Here is a 21,247-nt window from a genome sequence, read left to right as displayed (position 1 = left end):
TGGCGAGGCCGGCGCTGGCGCGCAACGGTGATGGCGGATGCCTGCCCACAGATTGAGCAATCTGCACAGTTGCGGTACAGGTCGGATCACGCGGCCGCCAGAATCCCCGGCCAGCGGCGTTGCCGGGCTGGCACGGGGCATGCAAAACCCCGCCAGCCGCCGGAAGCGCCGTCGGCATGCGTAAGCCGTCCGGCGCGGCGGCGACGTTCGGGAGGAGGGGTCGCAGGCTGGCGCACAGGGCGCCGCGTGCGGAGCGACGGAGCCGATGAAGAAAATCGAGGCCATCATCAAACCCTTCAAGCTCGACGAGGTGAAGGACGCGCTGCACGAGATCGGGCTGCAGGGCCTGACGGTCGTGGAAGCGAAGGGATTCGGCCGCCAGAAGGGCCATACCGAGCTCTATCGCGGCGCCGAATACGTCGTGGACTTCCTCCCCAAGGTGAAGATCGAGGTGGTCTGCCCCGACGACCTGGCCGAGCGCGCGATCGAGGCGATCACCGCCGCCGCGCGCACCGGGCGCATCGGCGACGGCAAGATCTTCGTCAGCGACGTGCAGGAAGTGGTGCGCATCCGCACCGGCGAGCGCGGCGAGGAGGCGGTGTAGCCCGCCACGGATCACGTCCCCGCCGCGACGGCGGGGGCAGGGAAGGGCCGGCGCGGGCGATCGCGCGCGGCCCACCGGATCGCCGGATCGCCCAGGGGGCAGCACGGCGAGATGGGCGCGCGGCGGGGCAACCGGTCTCCGCGGCGCGGCTAACGGGACCGGAACACGCAGAGGAACAGGACCTCACACGATGGCGAAGAAGCCGGCAGCAAGCGGGGGCAATGCCGCCGTCTCCAAGGTCATGGAGATGATCAAGGAGCACAGCGTCGAATACGTGGACTTCCGCTTCACCGATCCGCGCGGCAAGTGGCAGCACACCGCGCAGCACGTCTCCACGATCGAGGAGGAGGTGTTCACCGACGGCATCATGTTCGACGGCTCCTCCATCGCCGGCTGGAAGGCGATCAACGAGTCCGACATGATCCTGATGCCGGATGCATCCACCGCCTGCATGGATCCCTTCGCGGCCAAGCCCTCGCTGATCCTGTTCTGCGACATCGTCGAGCCGTCCACCGGCCAGATGTATTCGCGCGATCCGCGCAGCACGGCCAAGCGCGCCGAGGCCTACCTGAAGTCCACGGGCATCGGCGACACCGCCTTCTTCGGCCCGGAAGCCGAGTTCTTCGTGTTCGACAGCGTGAAGTTCGGCACGGGCGGCAATTTCGGCATGTATCAGCTCGACAGCGTCGAGGGCCCCGGGTCCAACATGAAGGACTATCCGGAAGGCAACATGGGCCATCGCCCCGTGGTGAAGGGCGGCTACTTCCCCGTCCCGCCGGTCGACAGCGAGAGCGACCTGCGCGCCGAGATGCTCTCCACCATGATCGAGATGGGCCTCGCCGGCGAGAAGCACCACCACGAGGTGGCGCAGTCCCAGCATGAGCTCGGCACCAAGTTCGGCCCGCTGGTGCAGCAGGCCGACCACATGCAGATCTACAAGTACTGCGTGCACAACGTGGCGCACAGCTACGGCAAGACCGCGACCTTCATGCCGAAGCCGATTTACGGCGACAACGGCAGCGGCATGCATGTGCACCAGTCGATCTGGAAGGCCGGCAAGCCGGTCTTCGCGGGCAACGGCTACGCCGACCTGTCCGAGACGGCGCTCTACTACATCGGCGGCATCATCAAGCACGCGAAGGCGCTGAACGCCTTCACCAACCCGCTGACCAACAGCTACAAGCGCCTGATCCCGGGCTTCGAGGCGCCGGTGCTGCTGGCCTATTCCGCCCGCAACCGCTCGGCGTCCTGCCGCATCCCCTACGCGACGAGCCCGAAGGCCAAGCGCGTCGAGGTGCGCTTCCCCGATCCGGGCGCGAACCCCTACCTGGCGTTCAGCGCGATGCTCATGGCCGGCCTCGATGGCATCAAGAACAAGATCCATCCGGGCGAGGCCATGGACAAGGACCTCTACGACCTGCCGCCGGAGGAGCTGAAGGGCATCCCGACGGTGTGCGGCTCCCTGCGGGAAGCGCTGCAGGCGCTCGCCGCCGACCACGAGTTCCTGCTGGCCGGCGACGTGTTCAGCAAGGACCAGATCGAGAGCTACATCGAGCTGAAGTGGGGCGAGGTGTACCGCTTCGAGCACACCCCGCACCCGGTCGAGTTCGAGATGTACTACAGCGTCTGATCACCCGCCTTCTCCCTCCCCTGCTTGCGGGGGAGGCTCGGGGTGGGGGCCGCGCAACCTGCGAAGTTCGCACTGCGCGGCCCCTTTTTCGTGCGCCCTACTCGATCCGCGCCCCCGAGACCCGCACGATATCCCGCCCGCGCTGCAGGTCGCCCGGCAGGAAGTCGCGGAACTGCTGCGGTCCCAGCCCGATGATCGTCGTGCCATCCGCCGTCACGCGCTGGCGGAAGCCGGGGTCGGCGATCGCCGCCTGCGCTGCCGCGTTCAGCCGCTGCACGATCGCATCCGGCAGCCCCGCCGGGCCGAGCAGGCCCATCCAGCTGAAATAGTCGAAGCCCGGGATCGTCTCCGACAGCGCCGGCACGTCCGGCAACTGCGGTGCGCGATCCTTCGAGGTGACGGCCAGCGCCCGCAACTGTCCCGCACGGATCAGCGGCAGCGCCACCTGCAACTGCGGCATGCCGAACACAACCGTCCCGCCGCGCACCGCATTGACGATGTCGGGCGCGCCGCGGAAGGGGATGTGCTCCGCCTCCGTCGCCGTGCGCGAGAGGAACAGCGCCACGGTCAGATGCGCCGCGCTGCCGAAGCCGCCGGAGGCGAAGGGCGTCTTCGGGTCCTCCTTCAGCTTCGCGATCAGTCCCGCGACGTCGCGGATCGGGCTGTCAGCCTTCACGATCACCACATTGGACATGCCGAAGGCCAGTGTGATCGGCGTGAAGTCGCGCAGCGTGTCGTACTCGATGCGCGCATACAGCGCCGGGTTCACCGCGAGCGAGCCGGTGCCCCACATCAGCGTGTAGCCATCCGGCGGCGCCTGCTTCGCGACATAGGTGAAGCCGATATTGCCCGCGGCGCCGGGCCGGTTCTCGATGACGATGGTCTGGCCGATCCCCCGCCCGATCGCCTCGGCCAGCTGGCGCGCATTGATGTCGGGCGCGCTGCCGGGGATGAAGGGCACGATCAGGCGCACCGGCCGCGCCGGCCAGGCCTCCTGCGCGGCGGCAAGTCGTGGTGCGGCAAGCGTGCCGAGCGCGGCGGCCAGGCTGCGGCGCGATATCGTCATGCGGTCTCCTCCCGGGTTGCGCGCGTGCTTGCGCATTCAGTTCGCCTTCGCGCCTGAGCGGCGGACCACCTCGGCCCAGCGATCCACCTCGGCGCGCAGGAAGCGCTGCATCTCCTCCGGCGTGCCGCCCACGGGACGCGCGCCGAGTTCGGCGAAGCGCGCGACCACATCGGGCTGGCGCATGATCGCGTTCACCTCCGCATTCAGCTTCGCCAGGATCGGCGCCGGCGTGCCGGCCGGCGCGAACATCGCGTTCCAGGCCGCGGCGGAGAAGCCGGGGAAGCCGGATTCGATCAGCGTCGGCACATCCGGCAGCAGGGTCAGGCGTTCGGGCTCGGCCACGGCCAGGGCGCGCAACTCGCCGTTGCGGATCACCGGCAGCAGCGGCGGGATGCTCTCCAGCATCATCGGCACGCGGCCGGAGAGCACATCCGGCATCGCCGTGGCCTGGCCGCGATAGGGGATATGCGTCAGCGGCGCGCCGGATTCGAAGCGCAGCAACTCGGTGGCGAGATGCGGGATGGTGCCGTTTCCGCCGGTGGCGGCGTTCATGCCCTGCGGCTGGCTGCGCGCCAGCGCCAGCAGCTCCTGCACGTTGCGCGCGGGCACGGAGGGATGCACCACCAGCACCAGCGGCGTGCGCCCGATCACCGCGATGGGGGCGAGGTCCTTGAACATGTCGTAGGGCATGGAGGGCAGCAGCGAGGGGTTGGTTGCCATCGCTGCCGCGCCGAACAGCAGGGTGTAGCCATCCGGCCGCGACTTCACGACGAATTCGGCCGCAATGTTCGTCCCCGCGCCCGGCTTGTTCTCGACGATGAATTGCTGCTCGAGCCTGGTGGAGAGGTGCTGCGCGATCAGCCGTGCGAGGATGTCGGTGGACCCGCCGGCCGCGAAAGGCACGACCATGCGCACCGGCCGCGTGGGATAGGCTTCCTGCGCGCGCGCGGCGCGCGCCAGGGGCAGCGTCAGGGCGAGCGCGCCAAGGGTGCGGCGCGAGACGGCGTGTATGCGCATGCGACCTTCCTCCCGTTGCGGCCGGCGTTCTGGTGCCGTGCCTGTGTACAGCGTGCCTGCTACGCGTGCCCTGGTTCAAGCATCCCCTCTGCTAGCTCCCGCGCCATGGCGGAGGGAAAGCATGCGGCGTCCAAGAATCCCTCTCCCATGCAATGGGAGAGGGGGGGACCCTCGCGCAGCGAGGGTAGGTGAGGGCGCGACCGACTCCCCGGGATCAGCACTCCTCACGCGCCGCCTTTCACCGCGCCGTCGGCGGCGGCGTATAGGCCATGCGTTCCCGCGCGCGGATCGCCGCCTCGCCGCCGTAATGCGCGATCATCGCCGCCTGGTCCGCCTTGGCGCGCCGGTCGGCATCATCCAGGTCCACCAGCGCGCGCAGCCGTTCCTCCATCATCGCGCGCACCGCCGCATGCGCGGGATCCTCGCCGAGGTCCGAAAGCTCCTCCGGGTCGTTCTCCATGTCGAAAAGCTGCGGCGGCGCGCCGACATAGCGCACGTATTTCCAGCGCGGCGTGCGGATCATCGCCATGCCGTCGGGGCCATAGGTGTGGAACTCCGACAGCGCCGCGCGGTCCTGCGTCGGCTTGCCCGCCAGATCGAGCAGCGAGACGCCGGGCAGCCCCATCTCGGCCACCGCATCGCCCGCGCCCACCGCATCCAGGATCGTCGCGGACAGGTCGCACAGCGTCACCGGCGTGCCGCAGCTGGCGTGCGGCACATCGGGCCCGGTCATGATCATCGGGATGCCTGCGCTTTCCTCATACATCGTCGCCTTGCCCCAGAGGCCGCGCGTGCCGAGGTTGTCGCCGTGGTCGGAGGTGTAGACCACGCGCGTATTGCCATCGAGCCCGGCCTCCTGCAGCGCGCGCAGGATCTTGCCGACATTCTCGTCCATGAAGGAGACCAGGCCGAAATAGCCGGCCAGGCAGCGCTGCAAATCGTCCGGCGACGTGAAATGCCGGTAGTGGTCGGAGCGTTTTGCGAAGGTCTGCACATAGGGATGCTTCGGCCGCTCCTCCGCCGTCGCCAGCTTCGGCCGCGGCAGCGTCTGCTCGTAGTAGCGGTAGTAGTGCTCCGGCGGCGCGGTCAGCGGGAAATGCGGCGCGACCATGGAGACGAACAGCACCCAGGGCTTGTCCTGCTTCTGCGCGCCCTTCGTGCGCAGCCAGACCTGGGCCTGCGCGGCCACCTGGCGGTCGTACAGCGTGTAGCTGCTCTCGCCCGGGCCGGCTTCCTTCAGCAGCTTGCGCGCGGCGGTCTCGCGGATGTCGTCGGGGTCGCGGATCAGCATCGTCACGTCGCCCGTGCCGTTGGTGATCTGCATCGGCAGGATCGTCTCGGTGAAGCCGTCGTCGTCGCCCTCATGGCCGCGGAAATGCAGCTTGCCGATGGAGGCGACGTGGTGCCCGCGCTCGCGCAGCGCGTGGTGCCAGGATTTCATCTGGCCGCGATAGGCGATGGCGTTGTCCCAGCAGGCATTGCGATGCACCGGCTGGCCCGTGGCGAAGGCGGCGCGCGCGGGGACGCAGATGGGGGAGGGGGTGTACGCCGCCGTGAAGCGCGTGCCCGCCTGCGCCATGCCGTCCAGCGCCGGCGTGGTCACCACGGGATGGCCCGCGTATCCCGCCACGTATTTGTTGTGCTCGTCGGACATGATGACGAGCATGTTCATCGGCTTCGCCATGCGGCTCGCTTCCTCCTGAAGTTTCGTCGTTCAGCCGCCGCGCACCGGCACCGCCTCCGGCGCCGGCGGCGTCCATTCCAGTTCGGGGTCGAGCGGATAGATCGGCCGCGGCACTTCCCGCCACGGCACGCGGCTGAGCACGACCGTGGTCAGGCCCGGCACATCCACCTCGATGATGCGGTCGGGCGACCAGATGTCGTCGAAGCCCGCGCGGAAATGCCCGCGCGACTTCACCACCAGCGACCGCACCGCGCGCAGATCGACGCCGAGGCTTTCCACCATGCGCGGCTCGGCAAGCTGGCGCCGCTGCGTCACCACGGCCACGCGCACGCCGCCGATGCGCAGCAGCGCGGTCAGGCCGAGCGAGACGCTGCGCCCGCGATAAATGCCGCGGCGGCCCACCACCTCGCCATCCGTCAGCGCCTCCACCACCGCCTCCGCCTCGAAGGGTTTCGAGAACACGTTGGTCTCGTCGCGGTTGAAGCGGGCCAGGAAGCGCGCGCCAAGGCCCTTCGCATGCGCCTCCGCCGCCAAAGCGGGATCGTTGTGGATGCCGAAGACCGCGCCCTCGACGCCCGCCTTCACGAAGCTTTCCAGGATGAAGGCGGTATTGCCGCGCCCGCCACCGCCGGGATTGTCCGCGACATCCGCGAACAGCAGGGATGGCTTCTGCGCATCGCGCCCGGCCTCGAGCGCCATGCGCGTCGCGTCCTCCAGGCTCGTCAGGTTGGTCACCCATTTCGCGCGGGTGGACCAGATCCAGGCGGCGATGTCGGACGCGACCGCCTGCGCCCGCGCCGCATCGGTGCGCGTCGTCACCATCACCGAAAGCCCGTTCTTCGGCGTGTCGCCCAGCGAGAAGCCCGAGACCACCGAGACGTTCAGCACCTCATGGTCCAGGAAGCGCTGCCCATAGGCGATCGCGTCCGCATACGGCCCGCCCGCCGTGTTCTGGCTCGTCGCCGGCGGGATGAAGGGCAGTTTTCCGAGTGCCATGCGCGGCCTGCCGCCACCGAGCATCCAGCGCATCACGCCCGCGCATTCCGCGCCGCGCTCCGCCTGGTCCACATGCGGGTTGGTGATGAAGCCGCAGAGCATGTCGGCCTGCTTCACCATCTCCCACGACACGTTGCAGTGCAGGTCGAGCGTGGCGAGCACCGGCACATCCGGCCCCACCACCTCCCGCACCATGCGCAGCAGCGTGCCGTCGGGGTCGCGGTCCACCGTCGCCGTCGCCGCGCCATGCAGCGCCAGGAACACGCCGTCCAGCGGCATCGCCGCGCGCAACGCCGCCACCAGCCGCGCGCAGATGTCATCGAACACCGCCTGGTCGATCGGGCCGGAGGCGCCGGCCGTCGCCGCGATGGTGAACACCGGCTCCCAGGGCCGCCCCGCCTCCATCGCCCGCATGAAGCCCGAAAGCCCCGCCGAGGCGCGCGGCGCCGGCTTCGCCAGGTCGGCCTGCAGCGCCGCCCCTTCCAGCCAGCAGGAGCCCTCGAACTCCTCCCGCGTCGCTACCGGCGAATGGCCGTTGCTCTCCAGCATGAAGCTGCCGAGCGCGATCCTGGGTGGTTTCATGCCCGAAAATCTCCTCCGCGGTCAGGCTGGCACGCTGGCCTTGGCGCGTCCACGCGCCCCGTGCAGGATGCGCCCCAGACCTACGGGAGGCAGGCATGCGCAGAACGATCATCGCGGCGGCGATCCTGGCCGCGAGCACCAGCATGGCCGCGGCGCAGACGCTGACGCTGGGGACGAATCTCCAGCTCAACACGATGGACCCGCATTTCTTCAACGGCTTCCCCGCGGGCAGCGCGCATCCGCAGATCTTCGAGGGCCTGACCGAGATCAGCCCGTCGCTGGAAGTGAAGCCCGCGCTCGCCACCGCCTGGCGCATGATCGACCCGAACACCTGGGAATTCGAGCTGCGCCAGGGCGTGCGCTTCCACGACGGCACGCCCTTCACCGCGCGCGACATCGTCGCGACCTTCGCCCGCGTGCCGACCGTGCCGAACAGCCCCGCGCTGTTCACCCCCTTCATCCGCCCGGTGAAGGAGGTGCAGGTCATCAACGACCACCGCATCCGCATCATCACCAACACGCCGACCGCGACGCTGCCCGGCGACGTCGCGCGCGTGCTGCTGCTGTCGGAACGCGACGCCGGCCAGTCCACCAGCGACTTCAACGCCGGGCGCGTCAACGGCACAGGCCCCTATCGCTTCACCTCCTGGACGAACAGCGACAACCTCGTCATCGCGCGCAACGACGCCTATTGGGGCGGGCGCGCGCCCTGGCAGTCGGTGACGATCCGCACCATCCCGCGCGATCCCTCCCGCGTCGCGGCGCTGCTGGCGGGCGATGTGGACGCGATCGACCAGGTGCCGGCGGCGGACAAGGCGCGGATCGAGGCCGATCCACGGTTCCGCCTGTTCAGCGGCGAGGCGGCGGTCGTCCACTACATCGCGCTCGATTCCGCCCGCGCCGAGAGTCCCTTCGTCGCCGGCCGCGACGGCCAGCCGGTGGCGAACCCGCTGCGCGACCGCCGCGTGCGCCAGGCGCTGTCGATGGCGATCGACCGCAACGCCATCACGGAACGCCTGATGGAAGGCACCGCCACGCCGGCCAGCCAGTTCCTGCCCAGCAGCATCGACGGCACCAGCCCGAACCTGCGGCCGACGCCCTACGACCCCGCCCGCGCCCGCGCGCTGCTGGCCGAGGCCGGCTTCCCCGACGGCTTCCGCCTGACGCTGCACGCCACGACGGACCGCTACCCCAAGGATTCGCAGATCGCCCAGGCCATCGCGCAGATGTGGACCCGCGCCGGCATCCAGGCGCAGGTCGCCGGCGTCGCCGGCCAGGTCTTCTTCACCGAGGCGACGCGCCAGGCCTATTCCGCCTTCATCGCGCAATACGGCACCAACGAGGCCGGCGAGGGCCCGCGCGCCGTGGTGCACACCTACGAAGCCGGCCGCGGCTACGGCAACGCCAACCGCGTGCGCTACTCCAACCCGCAGGTCGATGCGCTGATCCAGGCCGCGATGAGCGAGATCGACCCCGACAAGCGTCGCCAGAAGTTGCACGCCGCCATCGACGCCGCCTTCGAGGACGTGGCGCTGATCCCCGTCTTCCATCCCGCCTGGCAATTCGCCGCGCGCCAGGGCCTGGTGATCGAATCCCGCCCCGAGCGCCGCTTCAACGCCATGATGGTCCGCCCGCAATAGTGCCCTTCTCCCTCCCCCGCATGCGGGGGAGGGCCGGGGTGGGGGCCCGACCGACAGCGCCACCTGCGCACCGCGCGCTACCCGTTCAGCACGTCATCCTCCGGCTTCCGCATCGCCCGATGCCGGTCGATCAGCGCCGCCACCGGGCGCAGCAGGAAGTTGATCGCCAGCACCAGCAGCGTGACGAAGATCCCCGTCACGAATTCCCGCGCGCCGATCAGCAGCCCGATCATCGCCACGCACCAGATCGTCCCAGCCTCGCCCAGCCCGGTCACCGCCGACCGTCCCGCGCCCTTGATGATCGCGCCCGCGCCGAGGAAGCCCACCCCCGTCGCCACCGCGCCGAAGCCGTGCCCCCAGCCGCTTTCCGGCACCCGCTCCACGATCAGCGTGGCGAAGGCGGCCGAGGCCAGCGCCACAAGCGTGCAGGTGCGGATGCCGACCGAACTGGTGGAGATCCCGCGCTCGATGCCGATCGCGGCGCCGAGCAGGAAGGCGATCAGCAGGACCGACAGCTTCGCCAGCCCGGGATAGCCGATGTAGAGCGCCTCGACCCAGGCGACGATCGCGTCGTTCATGGCGCCGCCAGTCTTGGCATGCCGCGCGCGGCGGGGGAGGGCGTTCCGCCCAACGCATGGGCAGGCGGGACACGCGACACAGGCAGGGGACGACCAGCCCGGCCGGAAAATGCTGCGCTGCCGCAATTCCGTGCTGGAAAGCCGGCACTTCGCAAGTGCAGCATGGCCCTGCCATGGACGACATGCCCCTCGACCCCGCTGACGCGACGCTCGCCGAGCTGCAGGAACGCCTGCGCGCCGCGCGGGAGGCCGCGGTCTCCGATCCCTTCGGCGATCCGGTCCTGTCCATCGCGCTGGCCATCAGTCGCCGCTTTGACGACGGCCGCCTCGACCCCGCGCTGACCGCCGCGATGATCGCCCGCCTCGCCGGCGATGCCGCGCGCGACCGTGCCGGGCGTATCGCCGCCTATGTCGGCCTCGGCGATGCGGAAGCCGCCATGGCCGCGCTGGCATCGCGCCTCGCGCGCCCCGACCCGGAGGACAGCCCCGTCCCCTTCGCCGCCTATCGCGAGGCGGTGGAGCGCCCGCGCTTCGCCGCGGTCTTCACCGCGCATCCCACCTTCTCCCTGCCGCCCGCCACCAACGCCGCGCTCGCCCGCGCCGCCACCGGCGAGGCGCTGCCCCAGGGCCTGCCGCATCGCCCTGCCGCGCCCACCCTGCAGGAGGAATTCGTCCAGGCGGCCGAGGCCATCGCGCGCGGCCGCGATGCGCTGGACGATCTCACCCGCGCGCTGCTGACCGCCGCCAAGGGCATCTGGGGGGACCGCTGGCAGGCCATCACGCCGCGGCCTGTGCTGCTGGCCTCCTGGGTCGGCTACGACACGGATGGCCGCACCGATATCGGCTGGTGGGACACGCTGCGGCTGCGGCTGACGATGAAGAAGCTGCAGCTCGAACGCCTGGCTTCGCAGCTTGCCCCGCTCGGCGATTGCGCGGCGGTGCTGCGCCAGCGCGTGCAGGCGGCGCAGGGCGCGGTGGCCGCGCAGCTCGCTGCCGCGCCGGAAGGCGCCGACCCCGCCGCGGTGCAGCGTTTCGCGAAGGCGCTGGTCGAAGGCCGCGACGCCGCGCTGACCCACACCGATGCGCTGGTCGAGCAGTTCGCCTCCGCCCTCGCCACCGCGCCGGACGAGGAGACGCGCCTGGCGCTGGCGGTCGCGCGCGCCGGCCTCGCCTCGCACGGCCTCGCGCTGGCGCATACGCATTTCCGCCTGAACGCCTCGCAGCTCCACAACGCGATGCGCCAGCGGCTCGGCCTCGCGGACGCACCGGAGGACATGTCGCGCCGCCGCGGCCTGCTCGCGCAGATGAACCAGGCGCTGGCCGAGGTCACCGCGCAGCCGCTCGATTTCGGCGCCCTGCTGGCCGAGCAGGCGAGCGCGCCGCGGCTGATGATGACGGTCGCGCAGATCATCAAGCATGTGGATGGCAGCCAGCCCATCCGCTTCCTGATCGCCGAGACCGAGACCGGCTACACGCTGCTGTCGGCGCTGTGGCTCGCGCGGCGCTTCGGCATCGAGAAGCAGGTGGAGATCTCCCCGCTCTTCGAGACGGCCGACGCGCTGGAACGCGGCGAGCGCGTGCTGGAGGAGGCGCTGCGCAGCCCGCAGTACCGCGACTACATCCGCCATCACGGCCGGCTCTGCCTGCAATTCGGCTATTCCGATTCCGGCCGCTACGTCGGCCAGCTCGCCGCCTCCTATCTCGCGGAGCGGCTGAAGCTGCGCCTGGCGGAGCAGCTCCGGCGGCACGGCCTCGCCGACATCGAGTTGGTGCTGTTCGACACGCATGGCGAGAGCATCGGCCGCGGCGCGCATCCCGGAAGCCTCGCCGATCGCTTCGCCTATCTCTCCCCGCCCGCCGCGCGCGCCGCGCTGCGCCGCGCCGGCCTCAGGCTGCGGGAGGAGAGCAGCTTCCAGGGCGGCGACGGCTACCTGCTGTTCGGCACGCCGGCCCTCGCCGCCGCCACCATCGCCCGCATCGCCGAGCATGCCTTCGCGACGGAGAGCGAGGAGGGCGACCCGATCTACGCCGAGGCCGATTTCGGCGCCGATTTTTTCGCCACCATCCGTGGCGAACTGGCGGCGCTGGTCGAGGACCCCGGCTATGCCGCGCTGCTCGGCGCCTTCGGGCCGGGGCTGCTGGACCGCACCGGATCACGCCCCGCGGCGCGGCAATCCGATGGCGTCGGCGGGCCGCTGCGCATCACGCATCCCTCGCAGCTTCGCGCCATCCCGAACAACGCGATCCTGCATCAGCTCGGCTGGCTGGCGAACACGCTACACGGGCTGGGTGCCGCCGCCGCGGCGAACCCGGATGCCTTCGCGGATCTCCGCGCAAAAAGCCCGCGCTTCGCCCGCGCGCTGGCGATGGCCGCGCATGCCGCGGCGGCGAGCGATCTCGGCGTGCTGCGCGCCGCGGTGGACACGCTCGATCCCGGCCCCTGGCTCGACCGCGCCGGCGCCACCGCGCGGCCCGGCCGGCGGGAGGAGCTGATGGCGGTCGCCGCGGCGCTGGAAAAGCTCGATCTCTCCGCCGCGGTGCGCCGGATGTTCCGCCGGTTGCAGGCGGATCACCTGGCGCTGCGCGCCGCCTGGCCCGAGTTGCCGCGCATGCCCGATCGCCTGGTGCTGCTGCACGCGCTGCGCCTCGCGCTGATCCACCGCATCTGGCTGCTGGCGGTGCGCGTGCCGGAGTTCAGCCCGCGCCACGGCGCGACGCGGGAGGCGCTGCTGCGCGGCATCCTGCAGCTGGACGTGGAGCGTGCGCTGTCGCTGCTGTCGGAGGTGTTCCCGGCGGCGCCGGACGCCTCCGCCGGCCTGGATTTCCACGAGCCCGCGCCGCCGCGAGCGGGGGCGAGCTATGCGCAGGAGCATGCGGCGATCTTCGTGCCCATGGGGCAGCTCTTCGCGCTGGTGCGCGAGTGTTCCGCGGTGATCGCGCATGAGGTGGGGGCGTTCGGGTAGGGCGCACTGGCCGTTGCGCAGCGGCGTTGAAAAGGAGAATCCCTCTCCCTCCGGCAGGGGGGAGAGGAACGCGCAGGCTTGGCGCGCAGCGCCTGGCCGGAGCGGGTGAGGGGGGGTGCGCGGAGCGCAGGCTGCGCGGCGTTCGCCAGGACAGCGCAGCCCACCCCCACCCCAACCCTCACCCGCCTTCTCATGAAAGAATCCCTCTCCACCCGGCAGGGGGGAGAGGAACGCGCAGGCTTGGCGCGCAGCGCCTAGCCGGAGCAGGTGAGGGGGGGTGCGCGGAGCGCAGGATGTGCGGCGTTCGACAGGACAGCGCAGCCCACCCCCACCCCAACCCTCACCCGCCTTCTCATGAAAGAATCCCTCTCCACCCGGCAGGGGGGAGAGGAACGCGCAGGCTTGGCGCGCAGCGCCTAGCCGGAGCAGGTGAGGGGGGGTGCGCGGAGCGCAGGATGTGCGGCATCTGCCGTCCTTCGCAGCCTGGCCGAAACGCTGGGAAAACGCGCCCGGTCTCTGCGCCCCCCTCACCCAACCCTCTCCCCCCTGTGGGGGGAGAGGACAAAACGCTGCTCGCAGCGCGGGCTCAGAACGTCACGCAGCCCGCCCGCGTCATCAGCATCACGCTCTCCTGCCCGAAGCGCGCGCGATAGGCCGCGATCACCGGCGCCAGCCGCGCTGGTCGCATCCGCCACGCTGCCGCCGGGCAACACCAGCAGCAGCAGCTTGCTGCGCTCCCGAGCGATCCGCCCGTCCCGCCCGCGCCACTGCCCCGCCGCATCCAGCACCGTCAGCCCATCCGGGAAGGAAGGCGTGACGACATCGTCGAGAAAACCCTGCCAGGCGTTGTCGGAGACAATTTCGCGGCCGCCGGCGTTGCGCCCGAAGGCGGCCTCGGCGATCGCCGCCGGCTCCAGCCCCGCCGGGCACGCCATCGGCGCCGCCGCGATCTGCGCGCAGCCGCCCAGCAGCGGCAGCGCCAGCAGCAGGCGTGTCACGCCGTCGTCGCCAGCAGCACCACGCCGCCGCAGATCAGCGCGATCGCCGCCAGCTTCTGCACGCCCAGGCTCTCGCCGAACACCGCCCAGCCGATCAGCGCGATCACCACATAGCTCGCCGCCGTGCAGGGCAGCGCGACGCTCATCGGGATCTTGCGCAGGGCGATGATGTAGAGCAGCGCTGCGCCGCCATAGCAGCCAAGGCCGAGGACGGTCTGCCAGCGGAAGAGCTGGTCGATGAAGCCGGCCGAGGCGGCCACCGACCCGCTCGCCCCCGCCTTCAGCAGGACCTGGCCGATGAGCGAGGTGGTGATCGCCGCGGCCAGCGTGATCCAGGCAGCGGTCATCGCGCGCGTCTCAGGACACCGCCCGCATGCGCGGCGACTCGCCGGCCTGCGGCGCGCCGGCGACCGCCTGCTCGCGCTCCGCCGGGCCGAGCACGTCCCGCACCACGCCCTGCGGCTTCCCGTTCGCCGAGAGGAAGGCGCGGCCGACATATTCGCCGAGCACGCCGAGGATCAGGAACTGCACGCCCGCGATCAGCAGCGTGACGGTCATCATCGAGGCCCAGCCGGACGGCGTCTCGCCCATCAGCGCCTCGAAGAACACCAGCACCGCGCCAAGCAGCCCGAAGAAGCCCATCGCCACGCCCGCCAGGATCGCCAGCCGCAGCGGCAGCACGGAGAAATTGGTCGCCAGGTTCAGCCACAGCAGCACCAGCCGCTTCAGCGTGTAGTTGCTGCGCCCTTCCGCCCGCGGCAGGTGCTTCACCTCGATGCTGTCGAGCCGCTGCGTCACCTGCATCAGCAGCCCGTCCACATACGGATACGGCCCGCGGTAGCGCGTGACCTCGCGCACGGCCAGCGCCGACATGCAGCGGAAGGAGGAGAGGTAGAGCCCCTTCGGCTTGTCCAGCAGATGGTCCGCGACCATGTTCGCGAAGCGGCTGCCGAGGTTGCGCCAGCCTTCGTGCTCCTTCTTGGCGTAGCGCGTGTACACCACGTCCCAGCCGCCGAGCCGGGCATGGTCGTACAGCTTGATCACCTCCTCCGGCGGGTTCTGCAGGTCGTCGTCCATGGTGATGACGTAGCTGCCGCGGGCATGGCGCAGGCCGGTCATGACCGCGTTGTGCTCGCCGAAATTGCGGGCGTGCTCGATATAGGTCAGCGGCACGCGCGCGGTCTTCTGCAGCGCGCGGCAGACCTCGCCCGAATTGTCTGGGCTGCCGTCATTCACCAGGATGATCTCGATGCCGCCGGCCGGATGCAGGTCGGACAGCGCCTCGACCAGGGCGCCGATGGTGGTGGCGCCGCGATAGACGGGGACCACGATGGACAGGCCTGGCGCCCCGGGGGCGGTGCCGGGCGCGGTGGGCAGGGCGGTGGTGGTGGGCACGTCCTTGACCTCCGTCACGGGCGGGTCGCGAGCATCAGCACGGAACCGCCGGCCGGCATCGGCACCCCAACGCCGGCAACGCGGCGTTCCAGTTCCGAGACGGCATGCAGGCTGGCATCCAGCCAGGGGGGGAATTCGGTCACGTCGCTCGGCGCATCCGGGCGGCGCTGCAGCACCTTCCGCTGCAGCACCATCAGCGGCAGCAGCAGGCTGTTCCAGTAGCGGCCCTGGATGGCCGTGAAGCCGGCTTCGGCCAGCAGGCGCGCGGCGCCGTCTCGGGTGAAGCGGCGGGCATTGTGCACGCGCAGGTCGTGCGCGCTGCGCAGCCATTCGAAGGCGGGCAGGTTCAGGATCAGCGTCCCGCCGGAGCGCAGCACGCGGTGGAACTCGGCCAGCGCCCGGGCCGGCTCCACCCCGGCATGGCAGATCACGTCGATGCTGACGGCCGCCCCGAAGCTGGCATCGGGGAAGGGCAGGCTGTTGGTGTCCCCCGCCGTCACCGGCCGGCCGGACTTGGCCGCGGCCCGCCCGGCTGCCTGGGGGAGGAAATCCAGCCCGACCGCCGGCAGGGCCGGCATCTCCGCCGCCAGGCGCCGCAGCAGGCCGCCGGTGCCGCAGCCGGCATCGAGCAGCGGCCCGTCGGCTCCTGGCCGGGCGCGCAGGGCATCGAGCACGCGCGCATGCGCGGCGCGATACCACCACATGCCGTCCTCGGCGGCGTCCATCAGGTCGTATTCGGCGGGATCCACGCAGCCCTTCTGACCTCCAGGCGGGGCGAGGGCAAGGCGGCCGCGCGGCGGCGGCGGGGCAGCGATGCCCCGGATGCGCCGCAATGCGATTGCATCCTGCCCCGCCAGCGCCCAAGGATGGCGCCGCCGGAAACGCCATGACCGCCCCGCCGCCCCATTCCGCCCGCCCGGCCGAGCTTGCCGAGGCCGCCGCCCCGCCGCTGGTGCTGCCCGGCCTGCTGGCGCGCGCGCCGCGGGCGCTGGCGCTGCTGCCCGCGCTGGCCTTCCTGCTGATGGTGCTGGCGCCGCCGCTGAACCACGACGTCGCGGCCATCCTGAACTTCGCCGAGCGCTGGGTCGGCGGGGAGCGGCTCTATCGCGACCTGATCGACGTCAACCCGCCGCTGATCTTCGTGCTGACCGCGATCCCCGCCTGGGTCGCGAAATGGACCCCGCTGGACGGGGTGCAGGCGTGGCTGTTCTTCACCCTCGCCTGCTGCCTGCTGGCCTGGCGGATGACCGTGCGCCTGCGCCGCGACCGCGCGGAGGGCGTGGTGGAGCGCGCGGTGCTGGATGCGCTGGTGCCGCTCGCCATCCTGCTGCCGGCCTATGACGTGGGCCAGCGCGAGCACCTGATGGCGCTGTTCGCCATTCCATACGCCTTCCTCGCGGCCCGACGGATCGAGGGGCCGCCGGTCCCGCGCGGCCTCGCCTGGGCCGTCACCATCGCCGCCGCGCTGGGCTTCGCGCTGAAGCCGCATTTCCTGGCCGTGCCGCTGCTGGTGGAGGCGCTGGTCCTGCTGCGCCGCGGCCCGGCCCAGGCGCTGCGCGATCCGCTGCCCTGGGGCATGGCCGCGGTGTGGCTGCTCTACCTGGCTTCCCTGCCGCTGCTCTTCCCGGCCTATCTCGATTTCGTCGTGCCGCTGGTGATGGGGTTCTACCTGTCGAATGGCGGCATCGGCCTGTTCGACGTGCTGATGACCTCCCCCTTCGGTCCCGCCGCGCTGCTGCTGGCGGTGCTGGCGCCCTTCGCCGCGCGCCGCGCCGCCGGCGCCACGGCGCAGGCGCTGCTGGCGGTGGGCATGGGCGGCCTGCTCTCCGCCTGGGTGCAGCACAAGGGCTGGAGCTACCACATCGTGCCCATGGCGATGCCGGGCGCGCTGCTGGCGGGGCTGCTCGCCTCCCGCTGGCTGGATCGCACCCTGCCGCCCGCCCGCGCCGCCGCCACGGCGCCGGCCTTCGCCATCGTCGTCACCGTGGCCCTCGCGCTGGTGCATATCCGCGGCGAGAGCCCCTGGCGGCAGATCTGGTATTTCGCGCTGCGCGACGGCGAGATCGCCACCACCCTGCGCCGGGAGGTCGCTGGGGAGCGCCTGCTGGTGCTCTCGCCCGACATCTACCCGGTCTACCCCGCGCTGAACTACGCCCGCGCGCGCTCCACCCTGCGCACCATGAATCTCTGGCTTCTGGTCGGCGCCTATCCCGGCTGCCCGGAAGGCGCGCCGCGCTACCGCGAGACCTGGGAGATGAGCCGCCCCGAATTCCTGGTCTACCGCACCGTCGCCGAGGATTTCGCCCGCGCGCCGCCGGCCGGCGTGCTGGTGGCGAAGAACTCCGGCATCCCCCGCTGCGGCGCCGAGGATTTCGACCCCGTGGCCTATTTCAGCCGGCACCCGGCCTTCGCCGAGACCTGGCAGCGCTACACCCGTGTCGTCCACATGGACACCTACCTGCTCTACCTGCGCGAGGATTGATGTCGTACCAGGACTTTGTCGGCCGCAGCGAGACGCGCGAGGACCGGCTGGACGCGCGGCTGATCCAGGGCATGGCCGCGACCCTCGGCGCTGCGGTGCCGGAGACGCTGCCGCCGCTCTGGCATTGGATGCTGTTCCAGGACTGGGTGCCGCCCGACCGGCTCGGCCCCGATGGCCACCCGAAGCGCGGCGGCTTCCTGCCGCCGGTGCACGACCTGCCTCGCCGCATGTGGGCCGGCGGCCGCCTGACCTTCCACGACGCAGCGCTGCGCGCCGGTGACGCCGTGCGCCGCACCAGCACCATCCGCTCCGTGCAGGAGAAGACCGGCGGCTCCGGCCGCCTCGTCTTCGTCATCGTCGGCCATCGCCTGGAAGGCCCGGCCGGCCTGGTGCTCGAGGAGGAGCAGGACATCGTCTATCGCGGCGCGGAGGGTGCCGCGGTGAAGGCGGCCCCCGCCGCTTCGCCCTGGCCCGACGCCACCCGCCGCGACGTGCTGCCCGACACGGTGATGCTGTTCCGCTATTCCGCGCTCACCGGCAACGGCCACCGCATCCACTACGACCACCCCTATGTCACGCAGGTGGAGGGCTATCCCGGCCTGGTCGTGCACGGCCCCCTGCAGGCAACGCTGATGGCGGCCCAGGCGCTGGAGACGGCACCGGGCGCCCGCCTGCGCCGCTTCGCCTATCGCGGCCGCCGGCCCTGCTTCGCCGACCGGCCCCTCGCCGTGCTGGCCGGCCGCGCCGGTAACGAGGTGGTGGCGGAGACGCGCGACGACAGCGGCGCCACCTGCATGCAGGCCGAGGCGGTGCTGGACCTGGCGGGTGCCTGAGGGCCCGCAACGCGCGCTTCCCCTCACGCAGGACACGCTGCGCGGCATCGCGCTGATCTCCTCCGGCTATGCCGTGATCTCGGCCGCCGATGCGGCGGTGAAATGGGCGCTGCCCGAGGTCGGCGTCGCGATGGCCATGATCTGGCGCGGCGTCTTCGGCATGATCTCGATCGCGCTTCTGGCGCGGGGGCGCGGGCTGTGGCCCCGCCGCGTGCCGCTGCTGGCGCTGCGCTCCACCCTGCACTGCCTGGTGACGGTGGCCTTCTACCTGGCCTGGTTCAACCATTTCCCGCTGGCCGACAGCTACGCGGTCAACGCCGCGGCGCCGCTGATCATGACGGTGCTGGCGATCCCGCTCCTGGGCGAGACCGTGGGCTGGCGGCGCTGGAGCAGCACCTGTCTGGGCTTCGCGGGCGTGCTGATCATGCTGCAGCCCGGCGGCGACCTGTGGCGGTGGGAGACGGCGATGATCCTGGCCGGCACCGCGACACTGGCGCTGACGCGGATCTGGACCCGCGTGCTGGCGGCGACGGACACGCCGCAGGCCATCGCCTTCTGGCTGCTCTTCGCGCATGTGCCGATGGGGCTGCTGCTGCTGCCCGCCTTCCCGCCGGTCGGCACCATCCTGCCCGCCTGGGAGGTCGCCTTCGCGCTGGGCTTCCTGGGCCTGGCGAACGGCGCCGCCCATTTCCTCTTCGCCCGCGCCTTCGCCATCGCGCCAGTCTCGGTGCTGGCGCCCTACGAATACACCACGCTGTTGTGGGGCGGTCTGCTGGGCTTCGCGATCTGGGCGGAGCTGCCGGGCTGGACGACGCTGGGCGGCGCCTCGCTCGTGATCGCGGCGGGGCTCTACAACCTGCATCGCGAGCGCGTCAGGCGGCGCGAAGGCCGGGCGACGCTGGCCGCCCCTGCGATCGCGGGACGCAGATAATGCCACTCAGGCACGACATGCGCCGCGGCGTGCTGCTCATGCTCGCGGCCTGCGCGGTGTTCACGCTGATGAGCGCGCTGATCAAGGCGCTCGACAACCGCTTCCACGTGGCCGAGATCATGTTCTTCCGCAGCGCCCTGGCGGTGCCGGTGGTGCTGATGGTGGTGGCGCGCGCGCATCCCGGCCGCGCGGTCTGGCAGGCGCTGCGCACGAAGCGCTTCCCCGGTCACCTGGTCCGCGCCGCCACCGGCACCACGGCGCAGGCCTGTTCGTTCTTCTCCCTGGCGCTGCTGCCGCTGGCCGAGCACACCGCGCTCACCAACACCACGCCGCTGTTCGTCACGCTGCTCTCGATCCCGTTCCTCGGCGAGAAGGTCGGCATCCATCGCGCCGGCGCGGTGCTGCTCGGTTTCCTCGGCATCGTCGTGATCGCGCTCGGCCAGGGGGCCTTCTCCGGCGGCCTGGAAGCCGCGGCGCAGATCGGCGTCATCGTCGCGGTGCTGCAGGGCGTGTTCTCCGCCGGCACCACGCTGATGGTGCGCACCCTCTCCGCCACCGAGGCCTCCACCACCATCACGCTGTGGCAGTCGCTGCTGATGACCGCCTTCGCCGCCGTCTTCCTGCCCTTCTTCTGGGTCACGCCGAGCTGGTGGGAGCTCGGCGTGCTGATCCTGGTCGGCGTGCTCGGCGGCGCGGCGCAGGTGATGCTGACCGAGGCCTGGGCCAGCGCGGAGGTCTCGGCGCTGTCGCCCTACACCTATTCCTCGCTGCTCTGGGCGATCCTGTTCGGCTGGATCGCCTTCGGCGACGTGCCGGGCCTGGCGACGATCGCGGGCGCCTTGCTGATCGTGATCGCCAGCCTCTACATCCTGCACCGCGAACTGGTGCGGCGGAGACGACGTCCATGAGTCCGAACTTCCTGCGCGAGGACGACCTCCCGCATGGCGCGGTGGAGGAGATCGTGCCGGGCGTGCGGCGCATCCTCTGCGCCAATCCGGGCCCCTTCACCTTCCGCGGCACCAACACCTATCTCATCGGCCGCGGCGCCGTGTCGGTGCTGGACCCCGGTCCCGCGGACGCGGCGCATTGCGCCGCCATCCTGCGCGCCACCGAGGGCGAGCGGGTGCGGCAGATCCTGGTCAGCCACACGCATCGGGACCATTCGCCGGGCGTCGCCGCGCTGGCGGAAGCGACGGGTGCGACCAGCTACGGCTTCGGCCCGCATCTGACGCCCGCCGATGCCGGCGGGGAGGGCGGCGACCATGCCTTCCGGCCGGACGTGACGCTGCCCGATGGCGGCGTGGTGGAGGGTGGCGATTACCGCCTGACGGCGCTGCACACGCCCGGCCATTGCGCCAACCATCTCTGCTTCGCGCTGGAGGGATTCGGCGCCCACGGCGTGCTGTTCAGCGCCGACCATGTGATGGGCTGGTCCACCACGGTGGTCGGCCCGCCCGATGGCGACATGGCCGCCTACATGGCTTCGCTGGCGAAGCTTTCGGCGCGCGACGACCGCCTGTACCTGCCTGGCCACGGCCCGAAGCTGCCCGACCCCGGGTCCTTCGTCGCCGCGCTGGCCGCGCATCGCCGCGAACGCGAGCAGAAGGTGCTGGATGCGCTGCGCGCGGCGAAGCGCGCCACGGCGGTGGAACTGGTGCCGCCCGTCTATGGCCCGGAACTCGACCCCCGCCTGGTCAACGGCGCCGCGCGCAGCCTGCTGGCGCATCTGATCAAGCTGGCCGCCGAAGGCCAGGCCCAGCGCGACGGCGAGCATTTCGAGGCGCGCTGAACACGCCCTCCCCTGCGAAGCGGGGGAGGGTGCCCGAGCGTAGCGAGGGCGGGTGGGGG

The 21,247-nt window shown here is 71.3% G+C and carries 18 protein-coding genes; 9 read left to right on the top strand and 9 right to left on the bottom strand.

What is annotated here, in order from left to right; translation table 11 throughout:
• Positions 1-265 precede the first annotated feature (265 nt).
• Together E4T13_RS21710 and glnA are read left to right on the top strand one after the other, a co-directional pair.
• A complete protein-coding gene (locus E4T13_RS21710; protein WP_109868687.1) occupies positions 266-604 on the top strand; it encodes a P-II family nitrogen regulator in 339 nt (112 codons plus the stop codon).
• 190 nt (positions 605-794) lie between these two features.
• Positions 795-2,234, top strand: a complete 1,440-nt coding sequence (gene glnA, locus E4T13_RS21705; protein ID WP_137180435.1) for a type I glutamate--ammonia ligase — start codon at positions 795-797, stop codon at positions 2,232-2,234.
• A gap of 97 nt (positions 2,235-2,331) precedes the next feature.
• Here the strand turns inward: glnA and E4T13_RS21700 are convergent, their stop codons facing one another.
• The 4 genes from E4T13_RS21700 to E4T13_RS21685 form a co-directional block, all read right to left on the bottom strand.
• Entirely contained in the window at positions 2,332-3,300 is a 969-nt protein-coding gene (locus E4T13_RS21700; protein ID WP_170985141.1) for a tripartite tricarboxylate transporter substrate binding protein, read from the bottom strand.
• Between the two features lie 36 nt (positions 3,301-3,336).
• Positions 3,337-4,317, bottom strand: coding sequence for a tripartite tricarboxylate transporter substrate binding protein (locus tag E4T13_RS21695; RefSeq protein WP_137180433.1), 981 nt, complete (start codon positions 4,315-4,317; stop codon positions 3,337-3,339).
• 238 nt (positions 4,318-4,555) lie between these two features.
• Positions 4,556-6,001 carry a sulfatase-like hydrolase/transferase gene (locus E4T13_RS21690; protein WP_137180432.1) on the bottom strand — a complete coding sequence of 482 codons (1,446 nt, stop codon included), beginning with the start codon at positions 5,999-6,001 and terminating at the stop codon, positions 4,556-4,558.
• A 30-nt stretch (positions 6,002-6,031) separates the two neighbouring features.
• Positions 6,032-7,579, bottom strand: coding sequence for a M81 family metallopeptidase (locus E4T13_RS21685; protein WP_137180431.1), 1,548 nt, complete (start codon positions 7,577-7,579; stop codon positions 6,032-6,034).
• A 95-nt stretch (positions 7,580-7,674) separates the two neighbouring features.
• Here E4T13_RS21685 and E4T13_RS21680 point away from each other — a divergent pair, with 95 nt between their 5' ends.
• Complete coding sequence (locus E4T13_RS21680; RefSeq protein ID WP_137180430.1) at positions 7,675-9,219, top strand: ABC transporter substrate-binding protein; 1,545 nt, start codon at positions 7,675-7,677, stop codon at positions 9,217-9,219.
• 77 nt (positions 9,220-9,296) lie between these two features.
• Here the strand turns inward: E4T13_RS21680 and E4T13_RS21675 are convergent, their stop codons facing one another.
• Positions 9,297-9,797: an MgtC/SapB family protein gene (locus E4T13_RS21675; protein WP_137180429.1), complete on the bottom strand. Its 501-nt coding sequence runs from the start codon at positions 9,795-9,797 to the stop codon at positions 9,297-9,299.
• Between the two features lie 173 nt (positions 9,798-9,970).
• Here E4T13_RS21675 and E4T13_RS21670 point away from each other — a divergent pair, with 173 nt between their 5' ends.
• On the top strand, positions 9,971-12,760 hold the full coding sequence (locus E4T13_RS21670; RefSeq protein WP_137180428.1) for a phosphoenolpyruvate carboxylase: 2,790 nt from the start codon (positions 9,971-9,973) through the stop codon (positions 12,758-12,760).
• 527 nt (positions 12,761-13,287) lie between these two features.
• Here E4T13_RS21670 and E4T13_RS21665 read toward each other — a convergent pair.
• From E4T13_RS21665 to E4T13_RS21650, 4 genes are read right to left on the bottom strand one after another with little or no spacing between them, the layout of a single operon-like run.
• Positions 13,288-13,758, bottom strand: coding sequence for a DUF3574 domain-containing protein (locus E4T13_RS21665; protein ID WP_137180427.1), 471 nt, complete (start codon positions 13,756-13,758; stop codon positions 13,288-13,290).
• Positions 13,755-14,105: a multidrug efflux SMR transporter gene (locus tag E4T13_RS21660; protein WP_137180426.1), complete on the bottom strand. Its 351-nt coding sequence runs from the start codon at positions 14,103-14,105 to the stop codon at positions 13,755-13,757. Before E4T13_RS21660 ends, E4T13_RS21665 begins: the two co-directional genes overlap by 4 nt.
• A 10-nt stretch (positions 14,106-14,115) precedes the next feature.
• Positions 14,116-15,171, bottom strand: a complete 1,056-nt coding sequence (locus tag E4T13_RS21655) for a glycosyltransferase family 2 protein (RefSeq protein WP_240791237.1) — start codon at positions 15,169-15,171, stop codon at positions 14,116-14,118.
• Positions 15,168-15,902, bottom strand: coding sequence for a class I SAM-dependent methyltransferase (locus E4T13_RS21650; RefSeq protein ID WP_137180425.1), 735 nt, complete (start codon positions 15,900-15,902; stop codon positions 15,168-15,170). The genes E4T13_RS21655 and E4T13_RS21650 overlap by 4 nt, the downstream gene beginning before the upstream one ends.
• 137 nt (positions 15,903-16,039) lie before the next feature.
• Between E4T13_RS21650 and E4T13_RS21645 the strand changes: the two genes are divergently transcribed.
• Genes E4T13_RS21645 through E4T13_RS21625 form a run of 5 tightly spaced genes read left to right on the top strand, consistent with a single transcriptional unit; the run spans position 16,040 to position 21,188 of the window.
• Complete coding sequence (locus tag E4T13_RS21645) at positions 16,040-17,635, top strand: hypothetical protein (protein ID WP_137180424.1); 1,596 nt, start codon at positions 16,040-16,042, stop codon at positions 17,633-17,635.
• A complete protein-coding gene (locus E4T13_RS21640; RefSeq protein ID WP_137180423.1) occupies positions 17,635-18,468 on the top strand; it encodes a MaoC family dehydratase N-terminal domain-containing protein in 834 nt (277 codons plus the stop codon). The genes E4T13_RS21645 and E4T13_RS21640 overlap by 1 nt, the downstream gene beginning before the upstream one ends.
• Positions 18,461-19,399, top strand: a complete 939-nt coding sequence (locus E4T13_RS21635; protein WP_240791236.1) for a DMT family transporter — start codon at positions 18,461-18,463, stop codon at positions 19,397-19,399. Before E4T13_RS21640 ends, E4T13_RS21635 begins: the two co-directional genes overlap by 8 nt.
• Positions 19,399-20,307 carry a DMT family transporter gene (locus tag E4T13_RS21630; RefSeq protein ID WP_137180422.1) on the top strand — a complete coding sequence of 303 codons (909 nt, stop codon included), beginning with the start codon at positions 19,399-19,401 and terminating at the stop codon, positions 20,305-20,307. Before E4T13_RS21635 ends, E4T13_RS21630 begins: the two co-directional genes overlap by 1 nt.
• Positions 20,304-21,188: an MBL fold metallo-hydrolase gene (locus E4T13_RS21625; RefSeq protein WP_137180421.1), complete on the top strand. Its 885-nt coding sequence runs from the start codon at positions 20,304-20,306 to the stop codon at positions 21,186-21,188. The genes E4T13_RS21630 and E4T13_RS21625 overlap by 4 nt, the downstream gene beginning before the upstream one ends.
• Positions 21,189-21,247: the final 59 nt, after the last annotated feature.

The sequence above is a fragment of the Roseomonas sp. AR75 genome (assembly GCF_005222815.1).
Classification (GTDB): domain Bacteria; phylum Pseudomonadota; class Alphaproteobacteria; order Acetobacterales; family Acetobacteraceae; genus Falsiroseomonas.
This window is presented reverse-complemented; position numbering and strand designations above follow the sequence as displayed.

What these genes read in the sequence shown, in the direction of transcription:
- E4T13_RS21710 (WP_109868687.1), top strand. Translation starts at nt 266, where the DNA reads ATGAAGAAAATCGAGGCCATCATCAAACCCTTCAAGCTCGACGAGGTG.
- glnA (WP_137180435.1), top strand. Translation starts at nt 795, where the DNA reads ATGGCGAAGAAGCCGGCAGCAAGCGGGGGCAATGCCGCCGTCTCCAAG.
- E4T13_RS21700 (WP_170985141.1), bottom strand. Translation starts at nt 3,300, where the DNA reads ATGACGATATCGCGCCGCAGCCTGGCCGCCGCGCTCGGCACGCTTGCC.
- E4T13_RS21695 (WP_137180433.1), bottom strand. Translation starts at nt 4,317, where the DNA reads ATGCGCATACACGCCGTCTCGCGCCGCACCCTTGGCGCGCTCGCCCTG.
- E4T13_RS21690 (WP_137180432.1), bottom strand. Translation starts at nt 6,001, where the DNA reads ATGGCGAAGCCGATGAACATGCTCGTCATCATGTCCGACGAGCACAAC.
- E4T13_RS21685 (WP_137180431.1), bottom strand. Translation starts at nt 7,579, where the DNA reads ATGAAACCACCCAGGATCGCGCTCGGCAGCTTCATGCTGGAGAGCAAC.
- E4T13_RS21680 (WP_137180430.1), top strand. Translation starts at nt 7,675, where the DNA reads ATGCGCAGAACGATCATCGCGGCGGCGATCCTGGCCGCGAGCACCAGC.
- E4T13_RS21675 (WP_137180429.1), bottom strand. Translation starts at nt 9,797, where the DNA reads ATGAACGACGCGATCGTCGCCTGGGTCGAGGCGCTCTACATCGGCTAT.
- E4T13_RS21670 (WP_137180428.1), top strand. Translation starts at nt 9,971, where the DNA reads ATGGACGACATGCCCCTCGACCCCGCTGACGCGACGCTCGCCGAGCTG.
- E4T13_RS21660 (WP_137180426.1), bottom strand. Translation starts at nt 14,105, where the DNA reads ATGACCGCTGCCTGGATCACGCTGGCCGCGGCGATCACCACCTCGCTC.
- E4T13_RS21645 (WP_137180424.1), top strand. Translation starts at nt 16,040, where the DNA reads ATGACCGCCCCGCCGCCCCATTCCGCCCGCCCGGCCGAGCTTGCCGAG.
- E4T13_RS21640 (WP_137180423.1), top strand. Translation starts at nt 17,635, where the DNA reads ATGTCGTACCAGGACTTTGTCGGCCGCAGCGAGACGCGCGAGGACCGG.
- E4T13_RS21630 (WP_137180422.1), top strand. Translation starts at nt 19,399, where the DNA reads ATGCCACTCAGGCACGACATGCGCCGCGGCGTGCTGCTCATGCTCGCG.
- E4T13_RS21625 (WP_137180421.1), top strand. Translation starts at nt 20,304, where the DNA reads ATGAGTCCGAACTTCCTGCGCGAGGACGACCTCCCGCATGGCGCGGTG.